This is a genomic window from Bradyrhizobium sp. CB2312, from assembly GCF_029714425.1.
Taxonomy (GTDB): domain Bacteria; phylum Pseudomonadota; class Alphaproteobacteria; order Rhizobiales; family Xanthobacteraceae; genus Bradyrhizobium.
The window spans coordinates 2,397,899-2,417,343 of record NZ_CP121668.1; the positions used below are offsets into that span (position 1 = coordinate 2,397,899).

At 64.3% G+C, this 19,445-nt stretch carries 17 protein-coding genes; 10 read left to right on the top strand and 7 right to left on the bottom strand.

Features of this window, described 5'->3' with window-relative positions; genetic code table 11:
- Positions 1-102: 102 nt before the first annotated feature.
- Entirely contained in the window at positions 103-276 is a 174-nt protein-coding gene (locus QA642_RS11360) for a DUF1328 domain-containing protein (RefSeq protein WP_011089300.1), read from the top strand.
- On the opposite strand, the gene QA642_RS11365 is transcribed toward QA642_RS11360, so the two are convergent.
- Positions 277-783, bottom strand: coding sequence for a thioesterase family protein (locus QA642_RS11365; RefSeq protein WP_283084743.1), 507 nt, complete (start codon positions 781-783; stop codon positions 277-279). It abuts the gene before it with no gap.
- A gap of 86 nt (positions 784-869) precedes the next feature.
- Between QA642_RS11365 and QA642_RS11370 the strand changes: the two genes are divergently transcribed.
- The 4 genes from QA642_RS11370 (at position 870) to QA642_RS11385 (ending at position 5,435) form a co-directional block, all read left to right on the top strand.
- Positions 870-2,294 carry an FAD-linked oxidase C-terminal domain-containing protein gene (locus QA642_RS11370; RefSeq protein WP_283084744.1) on the top strand — a complete coding sequence of 475 codons (1,425 nt, stop codon included), beginning with the start codon at positions 870-872 and terminating at the stop codon, positions 2,292-2,294.
- An 89-nt stretch (positions 2,295-2,383) separates the two neighbouring features.
- A complete protein-coding gene (locus QA642_RS11375) occupies positions 2,384-3,709 on the top strand; it encodes a Spy/CpxP family protein refolding chaperone (protein ID WP_283084745.1) in 1,326 nt (441 codons plus the stop codon).
- Positions 3,710-3,821: 112 nt separating this feature from the next.
- Complete coding sequence (locus tag QA642_RS11380; protein WP_283084746.1) at positions 3,822-4,181, top strand: hypothetical protein; 360 nt, start codon at positions 3,822-3,824, stop codon at positions 4,179-4,181.
- A gap of 219 nt (positions 4,182-4,400) precedes the next feature.
- Positions 4,401-5,435 carry an IS110 family transposase gene (locus QA642_RS11385; protein ID WP_283080660.1) on the top strand — a complete coding sequence of 345 codons (1,035 nt, stop codon included), beginning with the start codon at positions 4,401-4,403 and terminating at the stop codon, positions 5,433-5,435.
- A 304-nt stretch (positions 5,436-5,739) separates the two neighbouring features.
- Here the strand turns inward: QA642_RS11385 and ugpC are convergent, their stop codons facing one another.
- The 4 genes from ugpC to QA642_RS11405 all read right to left on the bottom strand — a co-directional run bounded on the left by ugpC (position 5,740) and on the right by QA642_RS11405 (position 10,010).
- The gene (gene ugpC, locus QA642_RS11390; RefSeq protein ID WP_283084747.1) at positions 5,740-6,831 is read right to left on the bottom strand and encodes a sn-glycerol-3-phosphate ABC transporter ATP-binding protein UgpC; all 1,092 of its coding nucleotides are present in this window, start codon (positions 6,829-6,831) and stop codon (positions 5,740-5,742) included.
- 6 nt (positions 6,832-6,837) lie between these two features.
- Positions 6,838-7,689: a carbohydrate ABC transporter permease gene (locus QA642_RS11395; protein WP_014498557.1), complete on the bottom strand. Its 852-nt coding sequence runs from the start codon at positions 7,687-7,689 to the stop codon at positions 6,838-6,840.
- Between the two features lie 3 nt (positions 7,690-7,692).
- Positions 7,693-8,628, bottom strand: a complete 936-nt coding sequence (locus QA642_RS11400) for a sugar ABC transporter permease (RefSeq protein WP_283084748.1) — start codon at positions 8,626-8,628, stop codon at positions 7,693-7,695.
- A 65-nt stretch (positions 8,629-8,693) separates the two neighbouring features.
- Complete coding sequence (locus QA642_RS11405; protein WP_283084749.1) at positions 8,694-10,010, bottom strand: extracellular solute-binding protein; 1,317 nt, start codon at positions 10,008-10,010, stop codon at positions 8,694-8,696.
- A gap of 119 nt (positions 10,011-10,129) precedes the next feature.
- Between QA642_RS11405 and QA642_RS11410 the strand changes: the two genes are divergently transcribed.
- Positions 10,130-10,303 carry a hypothetical protein gene (locus QA642_RS11410; protein ID WP_283084750.1) on the top strand — a complete coding sequence of 58 codons (174 nt, stop codon included), beginning with the start codon at positions 10,130-10,132 and terminating at the stop codon, positions 10,301-10,303.
- A gap of 229 nt (positions 10,304-10,532) precedes the next feature.
- Here the strand turns inward: QA642_RS11410 and QA642_RS11415 are convergent, their stop codons facing one another.
- Both QA642_RS11415 and QA642_RS11420 read right to left on the bottom strand, forming a co-directional pair.
- A complete protein-coding gene (locus QA642_RS11415; RefSeq protein WP_283084751.1) occupies positions 10,533-12,212 on the bottom strand; it encodes a SulP family inorganic anion transporter in 1,680 nt (559 codons plus the stop codon).
- Positions 12,213-12,418: 206 nt separating this feature from the next.
- Positions 12,419-13,927, bottom strand: coding sequence for a caspase family protein (locus QA642_RS11420; protein WP_283084752.1), 1,509 nt, complete (start codon positions 13,925-13,927; stop codon positions 12,419-12,421).
- A gap of 428 nt (positions 13,928-14,355) precedes the next feature.
- Between QA642_RS11420 and QA642_RS11425 the strand changes: the two genes are divergently transcribed.
- The 4 genes from QA642_RS11425 (at position 14,356) to QA642_RS11440 (ending at position 19,420) form a co-directional block, all read left to right on the top strand.
- Positions 14,356-15,387 carry a TRAP transporter substrate-binding protein gene (locus QA642_RS11425; RefSeq protein WP_283084753.1) on the top strand — a complete coding sequence of 344 codons (1,032 nt, stop codon included), beginning with the start codon at positions 14,356-14,358 and terminating at the stop codon, positions 15,385-15,387.
- 22 nt (positions 15,388-15,409) lie between these two features.
- Positions 15,410-17,263, top strand: coding sequence for a TRAP transporter large permease subunit (locus QA642_RS11430; protein WP_283086856.1), 1,854 nt, complete (start codon positions 15,410-15,412; stop codon positions 17,261-17,263).
- Positions 17,264-17,275: 12 nt separating this feature from the next.
- On the top strand, positions 17,276-18,253 hold the full coding sequence (locus QA642_RS11435; protein ID WP_283084754.1) for a hydroxyacid dehydrogenase: 978 nt from the start codon (positions 17,276-17,278) through the stop codon (positions 18,251-18,253).
- A 498-nt stretch (positions 18,254-18,751) separates the two neighbouring features.
- Positions 18,752-19,420 carry an HAD family hydrolase gene (locus tag QA642_RS11440; protein WP_283084755.1) on the top strand — a complete coding sequence of 223 codons (669 nt, stop codon included), beginning with the start codon at positions 18,752-18,754 and terminating at the stop codon, positions 19,418-19,420.
- Positions 19,421-19,445: the final 25 nt, after the last annotated feature.

The following is a 19,445-nucleotide window of genomic DNA, read 5'->3' on the forward strand; positions in this document are numbered from 1 at the left end:
CCGGCCGGGTGGGGAACCATCGTTCCCACGTCGAGATTGTCTGGGCAGGTGGCGCGGTCAGCCGCGCCGATCGCAGAGAGACATCAAGACGAGGTTTTCGCCATGCTAGGCTGGGTTGTGACGTTTCTGGTTATCGCATTGATCGCCGGCATCCTGGGCTTCGGCGGCATCGCCGGCGCTTCGATCGAGATCGCCAAGATCATCTTCTTCATCGCGGTCGTTCTGTTCCTGGTCTCGGCCGTGGTCGGATTGGCGCGCGGCCGCACCAGAATATAGCTATCGCTTCGAGGGCATCGCCACGTTGCGGCCGATGCCCTCGGGCCGCGGTACGGCGCTGTGGGCCTTGACCACGGGCGCAATGCGCTCGCGAATGTCGGGCGGAAAGGCCGCCACCTTGCGCGAGGCCATGTCGATGTGAAGCGACATGTTCTCCGAGGTCGCCGACAGCCAGCCTTCGGTGGCGTGCCGCAACTCCTCGAACGTATGCAGCCGCTTGTCGTCGGCTTCCAGCAGCCAGACCGACACCTGCACGGGATCGCCGAGATGGATCTCGCGCAAATAGCGCACATGGCATTCGGCGGTGAAGGTCGAGCCGTTGCGCTCCTTCATGTACCCCGGCCCGATCCCGAGCTGCAGCCACATCTGGTCGATCGCCCGGTCGAACATCACGTTGTAATAGGCCATGTTGAGATGGCCGTTATAGTCGATCCACTGCGGCTCGATCTGCATGATCGAGGCGCGGAACGGCTCTGCGGCGGGCTTCGAAGCGGCACTCTCCGGCATGTTTCATTCCCTGGGTATGCGTCCGGTCGCTTGACTTGACCGGCTTTATGTCCTTTGCCACGGTTCTTCTGTCGGGAGGAATGTCCGTGGGTACGACCATCACCAATAATCCGCCGCGGGTCGAGCCGAAAGCCCTCGCAAGCGCGCTGGAGCAGCTTGCCGCGCGCTTCGGCAACCGCCTCATCACCTCGCAGGCCGTCCGCGAGCAACACGGCCATACCACCACATGGATCGTCAACCAGCCGCCTGACGGCGTGGTGATGGCGCAGGAGACCGCCGACATCCAGGACGTGGTGCGGATCTGCGCCAAAAATCGCGTCCCCGTCATTCCCTTCGGCACCGGCACTTCGCTGGAAGGCCAGGTCAACGCGCCCGCCGGCGGCATCTCGGTCGACCTGCGCGACATGAACAAGGTGCTGGCGGTGCACGCCGAGGATCTCGACTGCGTGATCCAGCCCGGCGTTACCCGCAAGGCGCTCAACGAGCATCTGCGTGACCAGGGCCTGTTCTTCCCGATCGATCCCGGCGCCGACGCCTCGCTCGGCGGCATGGCCTCGACCCGCGCCTCCGGCACCAACGCGGTGCGCTACGGCACCATGCGCGACAGCGTGCTGGCGCTGAAAGTGGTGCGCGGCGACGGCGAGATCATCACCACGGGCACGCGCGCCAAGAAATCCTCCGCCGGCTACGACCTGACGCATCTGTTCGTCGGCGCCGAGGGCACGCTCGGCATCATCTCCGAACTGACCATTCGCCTGCGCGGCATTCCCGAAACGATCGCGGCCGGCGCGGTGTCGTTCGAGACCGTGCATGGGGCGTGTCAGGCCGTGATTCTGGCGATCCAGACCGGCATTCCCGTGGCGCGCATCGAGCTGCTCAACACGGCGCAGGTGAAGGCCTGCAACGCCTATTCGAAGCTGACGCTGCCGGAGACGCCGCTGCTGCTGATGGAATTCCACGGCAGCGAGGTCGAAGTCGCCGAGCAGTCCAAGGCTTTCGGCGAGATCGCCAAAGAGTGCGGTGGCGGCGATTTCTCCTGGACCACCAAGCCGGAGGACCGCACCAAGCTGTGGCAGGCGCGTCATGACGCCTATTGGTCCGTGAAGGCGCTGCGTCCCGGCGACAGCATCGGCGTGGTTGCGACCGACGTCTGCGTGCCGATCTCGCGGCTTGCCGACTGCGTCAGCGAGACCGAGGAAGACCTCAAGCGCCTCAATTTGTTGTCGCCGATCGTCGGCCATGTCGGCGACGGCAATTTCCATTGCTCGCTGGTCTGCGACACCAACGACGCGGCCGAGATGGCGCGCGGCGAGGAGTTCATGCATCGCCTCGTCGAGCGCGCACAGGCGATGGACGGCACCTGCACCGGCGAGCACGGCATCGGCCAGGGCAAGCAGAAATACCTGAAGGCGGAACTCGGCCCCGAGGCGTTGGATGCGATGCGGGCGCTGAAGCAGGCGCTTGATCCGCTCAACATCTTCAATCCCGGAAAGATCGTGCCGGAGGCGTAGAGCGCGGTTCGGGAACTTTCGGCAGCCGAGCCGGTTCCAATTCCCGACTATTTCCGATGCCTCAATGGCGCGGCTTGCGGGAGGATGCGATGTTGCGACCGGTCATTGGAATTGCCGTGATGGCGCTTGCCTGCATGCTGGCGGGGACGGCTCTGGGCAAGGGCGGACACGGTGGCGGCCATGGCGGTGGTCACGGCGGCGGACATGGTGGTGGTCACGGCGGCGGGCATGGCGGTGGCCATCACGGCGGCGGCCATTTCCACGGTCACGGCTTCGGACATGCGCATGGTGGCGGTCATCACCGCGCGATGCGGTTTGCAACCGGCGCCCGACACGGTGCGAACTTCGGTCAGATCCGCAATGCGTCCGTGCGCCCGGCGCATTTCCGCAACGCGTTCAACGCGCATTCCAGCGCCTTCCGCAACGGCCGCCTGATCAGCAATCCGGCGGCACGCGCCCAGATCACGGCTGCGGCTGCACTCGCCGGCTGGCACGGCGCCAGCAGCGGATGGTGGCAACATGCGGGCGGTGGTTACGGCTGGGTTGGACCGCTGTTCTGGCCGTTCGCCTATAACGATCTCTACGATTACACGATCTGGGGCGACGGCCTCGGCTTCTGGGGCTACGGCTACCCAGATATTTATGCCGGCCTGTTCGGGCCGTACGGCTATGACGGACTGTCGGCCTATCTGCCGCAGCGCCCGCAGGGACGGCGGCAAGCGCGAGGCGTAGCGCTGGATCAGCTTTGCGGCAGCGACCGCCGCGAGATCGTCGGTCTGCCGATCGACCAGATCGCCGCCGCGGTGCAGCCGACCGAGGCGCAAGGCGCCAATCTCGATGCGCTCGGCAATGCCTCGATCGACGCTGCAGCGCTGATCCGCGCGTCCTGCCCGTCGCAGGTCGCAGCGACCGCACCCGGCCGGCTGGCCGCGATGCAGCAGCGTGTCGAGGCGATGGTGAAAGCCGTCGAACTCGTTCAGCCCGCCCTCGACAGCTTCTATGGCTCGCTCACCGACGAGCAGAAGGCGCGGTTCAATGCGCTGGCCGAAGATCAGCGCCGCGCGACGGCTGCCAACGGCACCGCGGCATCGCTGGTCCAGACGTGCGGCGCGTCTGCCGCGCTTGATTGGCCCGGCACCGACATCGAGGCGAGGCTTCACCCCAACGATACGCAGCGCGCCGCGCTACAGGTGCTCCAGGATACCAGCGCCAAAGTCAGCGCATCGCTCAAGGCGGCTTGCCAGCCGAGCGAGGTGATGACGCCGCCGGCGCGAATGGCCGCGGTCCGCAAACGGCTCGATGTGATGCTCGACGGCGTCAAGTCGGTGCGCGCGGCGCTGGAGGATTTCTACGCCACGCTGAACGACGAGCAGAAGGCGCAGTTCGAGGCCATCGGACCACGTCGGACGTCCTGAAGACGTCAACATTCTGCGGAAAGATCGGCTCGCGGATCTCGATTGGTCTCTCTATGCTGGGGACGGCGAAGCGCGGCGATATGGCGGCTCGAAGATCGCGGATGGTGGGGCGATGACGTGGTTCGCACGCAAGACGCGACAGGAGATCTGGGACGAAGCGATCGAAGGACCGCTCGGCGACATCGATGCCGCCGCGCGCATCCGCGCGATCTGCGACGCTGCGGCTCCGAGCGCCGCCGGCTCGGGGCGAGGCGACAAGCGCGACAGCGAACGCTACGAGCGCGCCGCCAAGGTGGCGATGGAGATCGCGATGAAGATCTCGGACGATTTGATGCGCGACGACGCGGTCCGCCGCATCGTCGATCTCTGCATGACGGCGGGCGACCTCAAGACCGCGCAGATCCTGTTCCGCGCCATTCACGCGAGCTGGATCCGCGAGACAGTGCAGCGCGATCACCCGACGCTGGCCTAGAATGTTTTCGAGCGAAGTGGATACCGGTTCGCGTAAAGAAACGCGTCAAAACAAGAATCCAGAGCCCCGTTCAGATTCCATCGGAACGGAAATGGCTCTAGATGCGGTAATGGGCCCGGCTCCGGAGCAAGGGGTCATGATGGTGGCTGTCCCCCGATAGATGATGAAACGGGGTCACGACTTGAGTCGGCCCCAAGCATCTGGAGACGGAGGACAGCCGTGGAGAATTATGCCGGAATCGACGTGTCATTGGAACTGTCGAGCGTGTGTGTTGTGGACGCCCAGGGTAAGATCCTGAAGGAAGCGAAGGTCGCAAGCGAACCCGACGCCTTAGTTGAGTTTTTTGAGACGCTCGGCTTTGCAGTGAAGCGGATCGGGCTGGAGGCTGGGCCGCTGTCGCAATGGCTGCATGCAGGCCTGAAAGGTGCAGGATTTGAAACAGTTCTGCTGGAAACGCGGCACGTGAAGGCCGCATTATCTGCAATGACGGTCAAGACGGATCGCAAGGATGCCCGCGGGATCGCCCAGTTGATCCGGATGGGATGGTTTCGGCAGGTACACGCAAAGTCGGTTGATGCGCAAGAGATCCGGGCACTCCTGATCGCACGCAAACAGCTTCTCGGGCGGCTGATCGATGTAGAATTAAGTATCCGAGGGATTTTGCGCGGCTTCGGTCTGAAGGTTGGCCCGGTGACGCGAAGGAATTTCGAAGCGCGGATTCGAGAGTTGGTTGCAGGCCAGGCGACATTGGAGCGCATTGCTGGTGCGATGCTTTCGGCACGATCGGCCCTGAAGGCAGAATACGGAAGACTACACAAGGCTGTGCTGGCAATTGTGCGTGATGATGCAGTCTGCCGCCGGCTTATGACAGTACCAGGCGTTGGTCCCCTGGTGGCCATCACCTACAAATCGGCGATTGATGATCCTCATCGCATTGTAAAGTCAAAGGCAGCAGGCGCGCTGTTCGGGCTCACGCCAAAGAAATATCAATCGGGAGAAAAGGACGTCACGGGCGGAATCACGCTGGCCGGCGATGAGACGGTGCGGACGGCCTTGTATGAAGCCGCCAACGTTCTGCTATCGCGCATCACGCGGTTCTCAAAACTCAAACGCTGGGGGATGGACGTCGCCAAGCGGAGAGGCTCGAAGCGCGCAAAGGTCGCCTTGGCACGCAAGCTCGCAGTGATCCTGCATCGGATCTGGGTCGATGGCACGACTTACCGATGGGCCGAAGCGGGCTCAATCGCAGCATAGAAGACGTGGAGGAGATCAAGAACGCAACCGGGATGAACTGAAGCCCGGTGCCCGAAGTCCCGTCGCCGGGACGGTGGATGCGGTGAAGCCGTTACACGCCCAGTGGCGTCGTCCGACGAACCACGCGTATCTAGATAGGCTCACCGCTCCCTCTGACAGCATGATGTGGCGGCCAGGCGTCGACCACGAACAGAAGCATGAGCTCGGCGGCGTGGCGTTCACTCGGGAGGCTTGACATCATCGGGCCCATTACAGAAGGGGCGTGTACTCGTAAATCCGGTACGCGAGGCCCGCATTGCTGGCGTCAGATGGCCGCCTCGGTCTGCGGGTCGAAAACGTGAAGCCTGGAAGGCCGCATGGCAACGCGCAGCTTGTCGCCCACACTCACCCCAGCGGTCGGCTCGACGCTCGCCACCATGATACTCTCGCCCACCTTCATATCGAGCAGGATTTCCGAGCCGAGTTGCTCGACCACCTCAATCACAGCATCGAAGCATGGGTGGCCGAGATCAGCGCCACTCGCCACGGTGAGGTCCTCCGGCCGCACGCCGAGCATGACCTCGCGTCCGATACGGCCGCGCAGCCGCTGCGCGGTCTCGTCCGGCAGCTTGATGCGCAGGCCGGAGTTCTCGGCGATCAGCGATCCGTTCGCCTCGGTCACCGTAACGGCCGCGAAATTCATGGCTGGGGAGCCTATGAAGCCGGCGACGAACTTGTTGGAGGGATGATTATACAGTTCGAGCGGCTCCCCCACTTGCTGCACCACGCCGTCTTTCATGACGACGACCCGGTCACCCAACGTCATAGCCTCGACCTGATCGTGGGTCACGTAAATGGCTGTGGTGCCGAGACGCAGATGCAGCTTCTTCAGCTCAACGCGCATCTGCACCCGCAGTTTGGCATCGAGGTTGGACAGTGGCTCGTCGAACAGGAACACGCGGGGGTGGCGCACGATGGCACGGCCTAACGCCACACGTTGGCGCTGACCGCCTGAGAGCTGGCGTGGCCTGCGCGTGAGCAATTCGCCGATGCCGAGGATGTCGGCCGCCTCCAGCACGCGCTTGTCGATTTCCGATCTTTCGAATTTGCGCATCTTCAGGCCGAACGCCATGTTGTCGTACACGGTCATGTGCGGGTACAGAGCGTAATTCTGGAACACCATGGCGATGTCGCGGTCCATGGGCGCCAATTCATTGACCACGTTGCCGTCGATGGAGATATCGCCGGAACTGATCGCTTCGAGTCCGGCGATCATCCTGAGCGTCGTCGTCTTGCCACAGCCGGAGGGGCCGACGAACACCATGAACTCCTTGTCGCGGATCTGCAGGTTGACATCTTTGACGGCGTGCACGCCGTCAAAGAATTTGTTGATCCCCTTGAGGACGACCTGCCCCATTCGCTGTCAGCCCTTCACTGATCCGGTCAATCCCGCGACGTAGTGTTCGACGAAGAACGAATAGGCGATAGCAACCGGTATCGATCCAAGCAGGGCCCCAGCCATCAGCGGCCCCCAGTAGAATACATCGCCGCGGATCAGCTCCGATGTGACGCCGACCGGCACGGTCTTCTGCTCGGGCGAGGACAGGAACACGAGCGCATAGATGAACTCATTCCACGACAGCGTGAAAGCGAAGATGCCGGCCGAGAGGATGCCCGGGATCGCCACCGGGATGACGATGTAGAGCATCGCTTGCCAGCGCGAGGCGCCGTCAATGCGCGCGCATTCCTCGAGCTCCTTCGGGACCGCCTTGAAGTAGCCCATCATGATCCAGGTGCAGAACGGAATAAGAAAGGTCGGATAGGTCAGGATCAGTGACCAGGGCGTGTCACCCAGGCGATAATTGCGTATGATCTCTGCCAGCGGAATGAACAGCAGTGTCTGAGGGACCAGATAGGTGATGAAGATGGCAGTGCCCAGGCTGCCGGCAAATGGAAAGTTCAGCCGCGACAGGGCATAGCCGGCGAATACGCCGCACACGAGCGAGATGGCGGTTGAAGCGAGCGCGATGAACGTCGTGTTCCACAGCCACGAAGCGAACAGCGTCTCCTCGAACAGATACCTGACATGGTCCCAGGTCGGTTTCCACGTCCAGAACGGATTGTAGTTGCTCGAATTCCAGGGCCGGTAAAGCTCGCCGTCCGGCCGCACCGAAGTGATCACCATCCAGTAGAACGGGAACAGCAGGAAAAGCAGGAACAGCGCCATCGGGACGTAAAAGAACACCCACTTTCGCCACCTTGCGCCCTCGATCATGGCTCAGCGGACCTCCACGCGGCGGATGTAGAGAAGCTGGATGACGACGACCAGAAACAGGACCGGAAACATTGCGAGCGAGATGGCGGCGCCCTCGCTCAGGAGGCCTGTGCCGACGCCGATCTGATAGGCGTAGGTGGCGAACAGGTGCGTTGCGTTGGCCGGCCCGCCGCCCGTCATCACATAGACAATCTGGAAATCGGCGAACGTCTGAATCACCGAGAACAGCATCACGACCATGGTCACGGGCAACAGCAGCGGCCAGGTGATGTGCCAGAACCGCTGCCACGGCTTGGCGCCGTCGATGGCGGCGGCCTCGTTGAGTTCGGGACTGATGGTTTGCAGGCCGGCGAGCAGGCTGATGGCGAAGAACGGCACCCCGCGCCAGATGTTGACGATGATAATCGAGATCATAGCGAGGTCCGGATCGCCCAGCCAATTGATCCGCCCGGTGATCAAACCGAGATGGTAGAGGAGCCAATTGAGAACGCTGAACGTCGGGTCGAACATCCACTTCCAGGCGAAAGTCGAGAGTACGGTCGGAATAATGAACGGCAGCAGGATGAAAGCACGGGTAAAAGCCTTGCCGCGGAAATTACGGTTGAGCAGCATGGCCAGCCACAGCCCTAGCGCCAGCTTGAAGACGGTGGTCACGCCCGTATAGAGGAAGGTATTATAAACGGCGGTGCGAAAGATCCCGTCGTTGAAGATCTTGTAGAAGTTGGCGAGGCCGACGAAGTCGCCGGGAATACCGACGCGCGAGCTGGTGACCGACAGCAATATCCCTCGCATGAAGGGATAGGCGATGAACAGGCCGAGCAGTACGATGGTCGGCACCAGCAGCACGAACGCCAGCCAGCGCTCGTCCTCGAGCAAACGCTGTCGCCGGGGAGGGGGCGCCTCGCGGAGCGTGGTGTCGGAGACCGCGCTTATCGCCATGTTCGATCCTCGTCGGCCGGAAGATTCCGCCGCCCCTCGAAAAATGGGAGGGGGGCGGCTTATCCTCAGACGTAGACCTTCTTGAGCTCAGCCTCTGCCCATTTCACGGCATCCTCGGGGGGCATGCCTTGGACAGCCTTTGCGTACATATCAACGATGACGTACTTGGTTACGACCTCGGCTGCCCTGCGCGTAGAGGGTCCCTCATAGCCAGCGAAGCGCCCTGTGCGCGCGGCTTGCTTGTAGGGCAGCATGATCGGGTCGTCGCCCCACAGCTTGTGCTTTTCCCAATCCGTGGTCGGGCCGACCGAGAAGCCCTTCTGGGAGACGAACCATTTGTCGTAGACGTCCTTGGAGTGAATCCAGCCAAGGAATTTCTTCGCCGCATCCTGGTTCTTCGAATAACCCATCAGGAGGTTCGAGAACGGGACGTGATAACTGAACTGTCCGCCGGGGCCCTTGGGCAGCGCGGCATGCAGGATGTCGTCCTTCAGCGGCCCGCCGGCCTCCGTCTTGTAGGTATCCGGCTTGCGCAGAGTCTCGATGTAGATCGAGGCGCCATTGAGCGTGGCGCTGCATGTCCCGGACAGAAAAGCGCGGTTGTTGTTGGAATCGTCCCAGGCGAGCCCGCCTTCATCGTGGGCGTCCTTCCAGAATGCCACCATGAATTTAACCGCCTCGACCGTTGCCGGGCTATTCAGCGCAACCGTCTTGCCGTCAGCCTCGACCTCCTTGCCGCCCCAGGACCACAGGTAGGGGTAGGCGAAGGCGGGCGCATCGCCGAAGGTGTGACCCAGCGTTTGGCCGATTGGCCGTCCCTTTGCCTTCAGCTTCTTGCCGGCCTCGCGATACTCCTCCCACGTCTGGGGGAATTTTCCGTCCGTGTAGCCGATCTCGGCAAACCAGGACTTTCGGTACGCGATCTGCAGGCCGACGATGCACCACGGCACTGCGATCCACTTTTTGCCGTCATTGGCGACAGCGCGGGATGTTTCGTAGAAGCCGCCCTGGCTCTTGCCGAGCGCTTCAGCAATGTCGCTGACGTCTGCGACGCTTTCGCCGTAGAGTTGCCCCCAATTATTGAGGACGCAGACGACGTCGGGGCCGGACCCGGACTGGATCGCCGAGGTGACGCGGGCTTGGATGTCGTTGGCATTGATGGTCTCGATATTGAGCTTTATGCCGAGCGCTTTCTCGCACTCCTTGGCGATTTCGTTGCGCAGCAGCTGATCTGACGCCGGAACGAAGTCTGTCCAGCGCAGCCAGTGCACCGTGGCGGCTTGCGCATAGGCGGGCGCCCTACCAACCGCCAGGATGCCGGCCATGCCGCCGGCCAGCGCGGTACCGCCCTTGAGGACGTTACGTCGGGTTACTGTCGTCATGCATCCCTCCTCGATGTGCCCGAGCTGATGCCCTACGGCCAGTCTTGCGCCGGCTTGGAGTCCCTTTCAGTCGATTACGTCTCCGTGGTTCAACGCATGCGCGCCTTGATGCCTGCGCAATGCGTTGGCTCGATGATCATTTGGTGGTGTTCCGCTTGCAGTGCCGGGGTGGCCAGTTCGCCGCGAACCAGGGGGCGTTCTTCGCGGTGCAGCGGCGCGATTACATCGCTCCCAATCGTAACGGCCATACGACCGGCGGCCTGGATCATGTCGGCGCTGCGGCCAGCGCTTGAGCCCTACCGTCATAACGATCCCTCCCGCGCAGCGACGGTATAGCCGTGGCCAAGCGGGTTTTCCCCGTCTTATATGAAGTTCGGTACCGGAAGCTGGCGCGACGTCATTGTCGCCCGCCGCAGCAGGAAATCAAGTACTAGCTTTGACGCGGAGGCCACGGTCTCACTCCGTGAACTGGCCGGCGACCAAAAGTATCGCCCCCTTGGGCGGCGGACCGCGTGAAGACGGCTATTTCGCCAGCTTGCGCACGGCTTCGTCGACGCTGTGAAAGACATGCTCGCGGGGCAGGGCGTCGAACAACCGGAAGCGCTCGAACGCGTCCTGCGCGCGCACCGATTCCAGCCGCGCCAGCGCGACGGTGACGCCCTGTTCGCTGCATACCTTGAACACATCGAGTAAAATCTGCGCGGCGGTGAAGTCGATCTCGACCATTCCGCTCGCCTCCAGCACCAGCAATTGCGGTGTCGATGTGCCCAGCACCTTGCTCACGTCGCTGCGGAAACCTGGTGCGTTGAGGAACGACAACGGTGCCTGCAGGCCGATCACGGCAACGCCTGCGATGCGCTCGCCGGGCAGGTGCGGATGCGCCGGCCACCAGATCGTGGTGCCCGGCACGCGCTCGAACTCGACCAGCCTGGCGCGCGTGGTGCTCCAGATGCCGTGCAGCAGCGACAGCGCGATGCCGAGGAAGGCGCCCTGCTGAATCGGCAGCACGATGATGAGCGCGGCGGTGGCGACGATCAGCAGGAACTCGCCGAACGACTGCCGGTAGATCGTGACGATCTGCTTGGCGCGGATGATGCGCAGCGCGACGAACAGCAGGATGCCGCCGAGCGCGGCGTCCGGCACGTGCTGCAGCAATCCGGTCCCGAAGGCGAGCAGCGCCAGCACGATCGCCGCGGCGGCAAGTCCGGCAAGCTGCGACTGCCCGCCGGTCTCGGCGACGATGCCCGTCCGCGGCGGGCTGGCATTGACCGGAAACGCGCCGAACAGGCCGGCCAAAACGCTGCCGGCGCCCGCGCCGAGGAAATCGCGGTCGACATCGGCCGGCTTGTCAGGATCGGACGGGAACGAGCGCGTCGTCGCGGCGGTCTGCACCATCACCACGACGGTGATGACGAAGGCGAGCGGGACGAGGCGCACCCACAGTTCCGGCGCGAGCTCGGGGAAGGTCGGCCGCGGCAGCGTTCCCGGCACGCTGCCGACGACGCTGACGCCCTTGCTCTCGAGGCCGAGCGCGATCGTGGCCAGCGTCGCGCCGACCAGCCCGATCAGTGCGCCTGGAATTTTCGCGCTGATCTTCTCGGAGATGAAGACCACGGCGAGCACACCGAAACCGATGCAGAACGTGATGGGATTGGTTTGGCCGATCTCGCTTGCGAGCACGCCGATGCGATCAAGCGTCGGCCCGCTGGGCGATGGAAGCCCGAGCACGCCCGGCAGTTGCGAGACGATGATGTGGACGGAGATGCCGGCGAGAAAGCCGACCATGACCGGCACCGACAACAGGTTGGCGATGCCGCCGAGCCGGAATGCGCCGCCCGCCAGCATCATCGCGCCGACCATCAGCGCCAGCGCGATCGCGAGGCCCTGATATTCGGGCGTGCCGGTGGCCGCGAGCGCGGCAAGCCCGCCGGCGAAGATCGGCGTGATCGTGGAATCGGCGCCGCAGGACAGGAAGCGGTTGCCGCCGAGCAGCGCAAATCCGAGCGAGCCCGCCATGAAGGCGAAGAAGCCGATCTGCGGTGCGAAGCCGCCGAGCCGCGCGGTCGCCATCTGCTCGGGGATCGCGATCGCCGCCAGCGTCAGCCCCGCCATCAGATCGCCGGGCAGGGCGTAGGACGCGAGCGAGCTGAACAGCGGCCAGGCGTGCTTCGATGATCCCTTGGCGCGAGTGTCGTGCGGCATCGATGAGTCGTCTCCGGAAAGGCTTGTCAGCCGATAAGACTACAGCATTTCCGTGTCGGGAAGCGGCAGACGCAATTTCTCTACATCCGTCGTCATTGCGAGCGAAGCGAAGCAATCCAGGATCCCTCCGCGGCGGCAGTCTGGATTGCTTCGCTGCGCTCGCAATGACGGAGGACAAATCGGTCCTCCGTACCGGGCGTCAGCCCTCAGTACCGGCCCCGGTCGTTGTGGTAGTCGCCGCCGCGGCCGCCACCCATGCCCATGCCGATCCCGATCCCAATGCCGATGCCTTGCATGATGGCGCCGGGCGGCGGGCCGCGATCCGGCGGCGGTGCGCGCTCGTAGACCACTTCGTCGGGCGGCGGCCGGCGCGGTTTTGGCGGTGTCTCGACCACCTTGCGCTTCGGCGGCGTCTCGTCGACCTTGCGCTTTGGCGGTGTGTCGTCGACGCGCTTCTTGATGATGGGCGCGACGGCCGGGTTGGCCGGGCTCGCCGGCGGCGTCGGCGTCGAGCACGGGCAGGTCGGCGCTAATGCGACGGCGATCGGGGCAGGTGTCGCCGCGGCCGCGACCGGCAAGGCATAGTTACGGTTCTGCACCCGGAGCAGCAGCCTGCGCGCGGTCGCGGCCAGGTCGCTGTTGTCCCAGTTGGCGAGATAGGCCTCGAACGAGGCGCGGGTGTTGATGGCGACCGCGCGCTCCCAGGCCAGCATCTGGCGCCGGCGCTCCAGTACGGTGCGCAAGCGCGGCGTGCGGACGTCCTGAGCGTAGAGCTCGATATAGGCCTGATAGGCCTCGACCGTGTCGTCAGCGATCACGATCTCATAGGCCGCCTTGGCGTCCTTGCCCTGCAGATCCTTGCGCCAGTCCTCGACGCTGCGCGTGCCGCTGGCGAGCGCCATCGATGATGCGCCCGGCAGGGACGACGAACTGCTCTCGCCGCCGAAGAACCTGAAATCGGTCGTCAGCGAGGAGCTTTCCCAGGGAATCTGCCGCCCGTCGGTCGATTGCGCCACTGCGACGCGGATGCGCTTGAATACCTCCTCGATCGGCAGGTTCGGCTGCTTGGCGATGGTCAGCGCGGCCGTGGTGTACGGGCTGTCGATGCCGTTGCCGTCCTCGGCTTCCGCGCCGGGCGAGGTCGAATAGGAGATGAACGAGCCGGGCGCGCCGGCCTTGGTGTCGACGATGGCGAGGCCGTGGCCGGCGCCACTGAGCGCGGGGAACGGATTGTTGCGGCAGGCGTCCAGCATGAAGATGCGCGCCCGCGTCGGCAATGCGCCGAGCGTGTTGAGCATGTCGTTCAGCCGCACGCCTTGGAGCGGAATGTCGGCCTCGCGCTTGGGATCGAGATCGACAGGCACGAGGTAGTTCTCGCCGTCGATCTGGAGGCCGTGGCCGGCATAGAACACCAGCGCGACGGTGTCGGCGCCGCTGGCGCTGACCTTGTCGGCGAAGTCCGAGATCGCCGCGCGCATCTCGTTCTGACCGAGATTGGCCGCCGACGTGACGGTGAAGCCGGCATTGCCGAGCAGTTCGGTCATGCCCTTGGCGTCGTTGGCGGCGTTGGGCAGTTCCGGCACTGTGCGATAGGCGGACTGGCCGATCACGAGCGCGAGCCGCGCTTCGGCAGCGGCGTCCGTTGGCGTCATCAATTGTGTGAATGCAAGAAGGCCGGATGCAACAAGCAAATTGCAAAGGACTGGACGGCGCATGGTGTCACCTCCATCGGCAATGCGCGCGATGATGTCACCCTTTCTACGTCTGCGCCATGATACTGTCTGTGCGCTGGATCACCCTGCCCGCTGCGGCAAAATGGGGCAGGGCGTCTGCCGGAGCGGGAGGAGCATCGTTCTGGTGCCATCCATGTGAATTGCGCATTGATCCATGCGCCAATTGGATTGATCCCCGCCGCTGCACGACGTGCTCTCTCGCGTCCCGGTCCGGAGGCTGGTCCTGATCGCAAATCCCGCAAAAACATGGCCCTTCGCTGCTCGCGCGTGCCGTCGCCATTCGCCGCGCGCGGCTTCGCGAGGTCCGGGCGCAACCCTTGCCTGCCCCGTCGCTTTGGCCATACAGTCTACGCAACAGGCCGCGACAACGATCGCGGCCGTAAACAAGAATGCTTGGGAGAGACCGCACCATGACCATCGTGCCCGTGAACCGTCGCGCGTTCATCAAGTCATCGGCGGCGGTCACCGCCGGCCTCGTGCTCTCTCCCGCCATCATCGGCCGCGCCGAAGCTGCGACGCTGAAGCTGAAATGCTCCTCCTCGCTGCCGAACGATCCCAAATACGCCAACGGCCGCGTCTATTACGACAACCTCGTGAAGAATTTGAAGGGCAACGGCCTCGGCGAGCAGGTCGAGGTCGCCTTCTTCCCGGACAACCAGCTCGGCCAGGAAATCGACGTCATCAACTCGGTGAAGCTCGGCGTCATCGACCTCATGGTGTCGGGCTCGTCGATCTCGGCCAATCTGGTGCCGCTGGTCGGCACCTTCGACCTCGGCTTTCTGTTCTCGAGCTTCCCGCAACAGACCAAGGCGTTCGATTCCGGCGCGGCCAAGCCGATCGAGGACGCGCTGCTCAAGGGCGGCAACATCCGCATCATCGCCTGGGCCTACAATTTCGGCTCGCGCAGCGTGCTGGCGAAGAAGCCGGTGAAGACGCCGGAGGATCTCGCCGGCCTCAAGATTCGCACCCTGCCAAATCCCGTCATCACCGAATGCCTGCGCTTGATGGGCGCGGCCGCGACGCCGCTGGCCTTCGGCGAGATCTACACGGCGTTGCAGGCCGGCGTGCTCGATGGCCTGGAGCACGACCCGCCGACCATCCTCGCCAGCAAGTTCTTCGAGACCTCAAAGTTCTACGCGCTGACGCAGCACAATTTCTCGCCGCTCGCGATCTATTTCAGCGACATGACCTACAACCGCATGGATCCGAAGCTGCGCGAAGGTTTCCTCGATGCCGCCAAGAAGGCCGCGGCCGACACGAGGGCCCATGGGCTCGCGGTCGAGAAGGAGGCGCTCGCGGCCCTGACCGAGAAGGGCGTGACCGTGGCCGAATGCGACCGCGAGGCCTTCAAGAAGCGCGTCGCGCCGCAGATCGAGAACTTCATCAAGGCGCGGCCGGAATCCAAGCCGGTCATCGACATGATCCGCGCCACGCAAGCCTGAGATGACCAAATCTGAGCTGACCATGACCGCCGCCGTGCCAGTCTCGGGCGGCCGCCACGGGAGCATCACCCTGCTGCTTCGCGTCAGCGACGCGATTGCGGCCATCCTGCTCGCCGCCGATCTCGTCGTGGTGTGCGCCTCCGTGCTGTTGCGTTTCTTCTTCAACGCGCCGGTCGAATGGTCCGATGACGTCGCGCGCGGCCTCATGGTCGGCTCGGCCTTCTTCGGCGCGGCGAGCGCGCTCGCGCGCGGCGAGAATGTCGGCGTGTCCTTCTTCCGCGACCTCCTGCCAGTGCGACTGCGCGCGCTGGTCGATGCTGCCAGCGCGCTGCTGATCGTGCTGATCTCGGGCTATGTCGCCTACAATGCGATCAAGCTCGGCTCGCTCACGGCCGGCCAGACCACCGGCTCCGGCCTGCCGCTGGAGCTGACATTCTACCCGATGGGCGTCGGCGCGCTGTTCATGACGGTGTTCGCCATCGACCATCTCTGCGCAAGGCCGCTCCCTGACATCGTCAAGGGCCTCGTTGCGATCGTCATCGTCACCGGCCTTTATCTCGCCTGGGATTATCTGTCGCCGTCGTCGGCGCCCTCGGCGGGCACGCTGATGCTGATCGGCTTCTTTGCAACCCTGTTCGGCGGGCTGCCGATCGGCTTTGCACTGGCGCTGGCGGCGCTGATCTTCATCTGGGTCGAGGGCGCACTGCCCGGCGTGATCTTCGCCCAGCAGATGGCGCGCGGCATCGACAATTTCGTGCTGCTCGCGATCCCCTTCTTCATCCTCGTCGGCTACCTCATGGAAGCCAACGGCATGTCGGTGCGGCTGATCGAGCTGCTGCAGCGCGCGGTCGGCCGCATGCGCGGCGGCCTCAATGTCGTGATGGTGGCCTCGATGGTGCTGTTCTCGGGCATCTCAGGCTCGAAGATGGCCGACGTCGCCGCGGTCGGCTCGGTGCTGATTCCGGCCGCGCGCCGCTCCAAGCAGAATCCGGGCGGCGCGGTGGCGCTGCTCGCCGCGTCCGCGGTGATGGCGGAGACCATCCCGCCCTGCATCAACCTGATCATCCTCGGCTTCGTCGCGAACCTGTCGATCGGCGGCCTGTTCATGGCGGGGCTTCTGCCGGCGGCGCTGATGGCGCTGGTGCTGATTGCGGTCTCCATCATCTTCGGCAAGCCGCCGGCGGACGCCGAGGACGTCGCGCCGCAGGCGCCGGTGTCGGGTCTATGGACCGGCGCGGTCGCCTCGTTTGGCCTGATCTTCATGATCTTCTTCGGCTTCAAGAGCGGCTTTGCCACGGCCACGGAAATCTCGGCCTTCGCGGTCGCCTATGCGCTCGTCGTCGGCAGCGTGGTGTTTCGCGAGCTCGGCTTCAGATCGGCCGCGCACAGTTTCGTCCAGGCGGCAACGCGTGCGGGTCTCGTGCTGTTCATCGTTGCCGCCGCGCAGTCGCTGGCGTTCACGCTGACCTTGCAGCAGGTGCCGCATGCGGTCGGCGATTTCATGCTCGGCCTCTCCAAGACCTCGGGCGTCTGGCTGTTCATCCTGCTCGCCATCGTCGTGCTGATCGTGATGGGCTCGGTGCTGGAAGGCGCCGCCGCGCTGATCATCTTCGGGCCGCTGCTGCTGCCGGTCGCGGTGCAGCTCGGCGTCGACCCCCTGCATTTCGGCGTCGTGCTCGTCATCGCGATGGGCATCGGCCTGTTCGCGCCGCCGCTCGGGCTCGGGCTCTACGGCGCCTGCCTGATCGGCAACGTGCCGATCGAGCAGACCGTGAAGCCGATCATGGGTTATCTCGGCCTGCTCTTCCTCTGCCTGCTCGTCATCGCCTTCGTGCCATGGCTCTCGACCGCGCTGCCGCGGGCATTCGGCTACTGAAGGAGTCTTGCCGTGAAAGTTCTGCTGGCCCATACGCCGGAGATGCGCCGCAATTACTATGGCGATCGCAGCCTGAACGGCTTGCGCGCGGCCGCCGAGGTGATCCTGCACGAAGGTGACGATCCGCTCGACTCGGCCGGCCTCGTGCGCGCGGCGAAAGATGCCGACATCATCGTTGCCGATCGCATGACCGAGGGACGTGGCGAGATCTTCGCGCAGCTGCCGCGCCTGCGCGCCTTCGTCCGCTGCGCCGTCGACATCCGCAACGTCGATGTGGAGGCGGCCTCGGAGGCCGGCGTGCTCGTGACCCGCGCAGGGCCCGGCTTCGTGCAGGCGGTCGCCGAGCTCGCGCTCGGCTTCATGGTCGATCTCTCCCGCGGCGTGTCGCGGACGACGGCCGACTACCAGGCCGGCCGCAAGCCGGAAGCGCGGATGGGACGCCAGCTCGCGGCTAGCCGGATCGGCATCATTGGCTATGGCAGCATCGGGCGTTATCTCGCCGAGATCGCAAAGGTGCTGCGCATGGAGGTGCTGGTCGCCGATCCCTTCGCTGATGTCAGCGACAGCGCGATCCGGCACGTCAGCCTCGACGAGCTCCTTTCCGCATCGGACTATGTGGTCTGTCTGGCCATCGCCAACGAGCAGACCGAGAACCTGATCGGCGCGGCCGCGCTCGCCCGCATGCAAAAGCATGCCGTCTTCGTCAATCTCTCGCGCGGCAATCTCGTCGACGAGACCGCGCTCGCCAAGGCGCTGCTGGAGGGCCGTATCGCCGGCGCGGCAATGGATGTCGGCCGCGCGCCCGACCAGATGCCGACGCCGGAGCTCGCCAGGCTGCCGAACGTCATCGCCACCCCGCATGTCGGCGGCCTGACGCCGCAAGCGATCGAATACCAGTCGCTGGAAACCGTGCGGCAGGTCGAGGCGATCGTCAAAGGCGAGGTGCCTCAGGGCGCCGTCAACGCCGACCGCTGGACGCGGCGGCCTTAACGCCCCTCTCGCCAACAAGCGCCGCTCTCTCCGTTCCCTCCCCCCTTGCGGGGGAGGGGCAGGGAGGGGGTGCCACACGGGGATTCTCTCCGTCGCGCGCCAACCAGTGCGTCGTCAACAAGCGGCACCTTTTCCTGGGCCACCCCTCTCCCTAGCCCTCCCCCACAAGGGGGGAGGGAACGCACCTTCATCGGTGCGCTAGTGGAGTCTCAATTGCATTAGTGAGCGGCTATCTCTCAACGAGTCTGGAATCGTGGGGTGGGCAAAGGCGCACTGGCGCCGTGCCCACAACTAATCCAGAAGTGCGACAGAAGTGGTGGGCACGCTTCGGTTTGCCCACCCTACGATGCTGCTGTCTTGAACCTCGCTCCGGCCCGCGGCGTCTCGCGCTCTTGGGATCGAGGCGGTCGCGGCAGATGCCGGCATTGCCGAGGTGACAGCGCTCATCCATAGTCGTTTCACGGCAACCATGAGTGTCGGAGCAGCGTGGGAGGCGCAATGCAGCGGGCAGTCTTGTTCGACCTTGACGACACCCTTCACGATCGTGCCGCCGCCATTCCAACCTTCGTCACCTCCCAGGCCTGTCGGCTTCTCGAGATGCAAGTGCCTGATGCCATGCGGTTCGCACAGCGCTTCGTCGAGCTCGAGGAGCGCGGGCGGGTTTGGAAGGATCGGGTATACGGCGAGTTGAGCCGCGAGTTTCCGCAAGCACGGCATGCCGACGAGCGCCTTCTGAATGATTATCTGCGGTCGTTTCCGAAGTCCTGCCGCCTGCGACAGGGCGCTGAGGAACTGCTGCGCCAGCTTCGGGGCAAAGCCGTCAGGCTCGGGATCGTCACCAATGGCCGCTCGGACATGCAGCTTGCCGTCGTCAGCGCCTTGGGACTTGGGGATCTCATGGACTCAGTCGTCATCTCGGAACGCGTCGGTCTACGCAAACCGGATCCGAGGATATTCCACCACGCGTTGGCGGAGATCGGCGCGGAGGCGCGCTCGTCTGTGTTCGTCGGAGATGATGTTCGATCGGATGTGGAGGGGGCCTTGTCCGCCGGATTCCGGCATGCCTACTGGTTTGATACGGCTGCTGTTGCGGAAAGTGCTGTGCCGTCTCGGACGTCGCGGGTTACCAGCTTCGCCGAGCTGACCGAGAAACTAGTTTCTTTTTGACGACCGAGTTCGCGAACGCGATTGC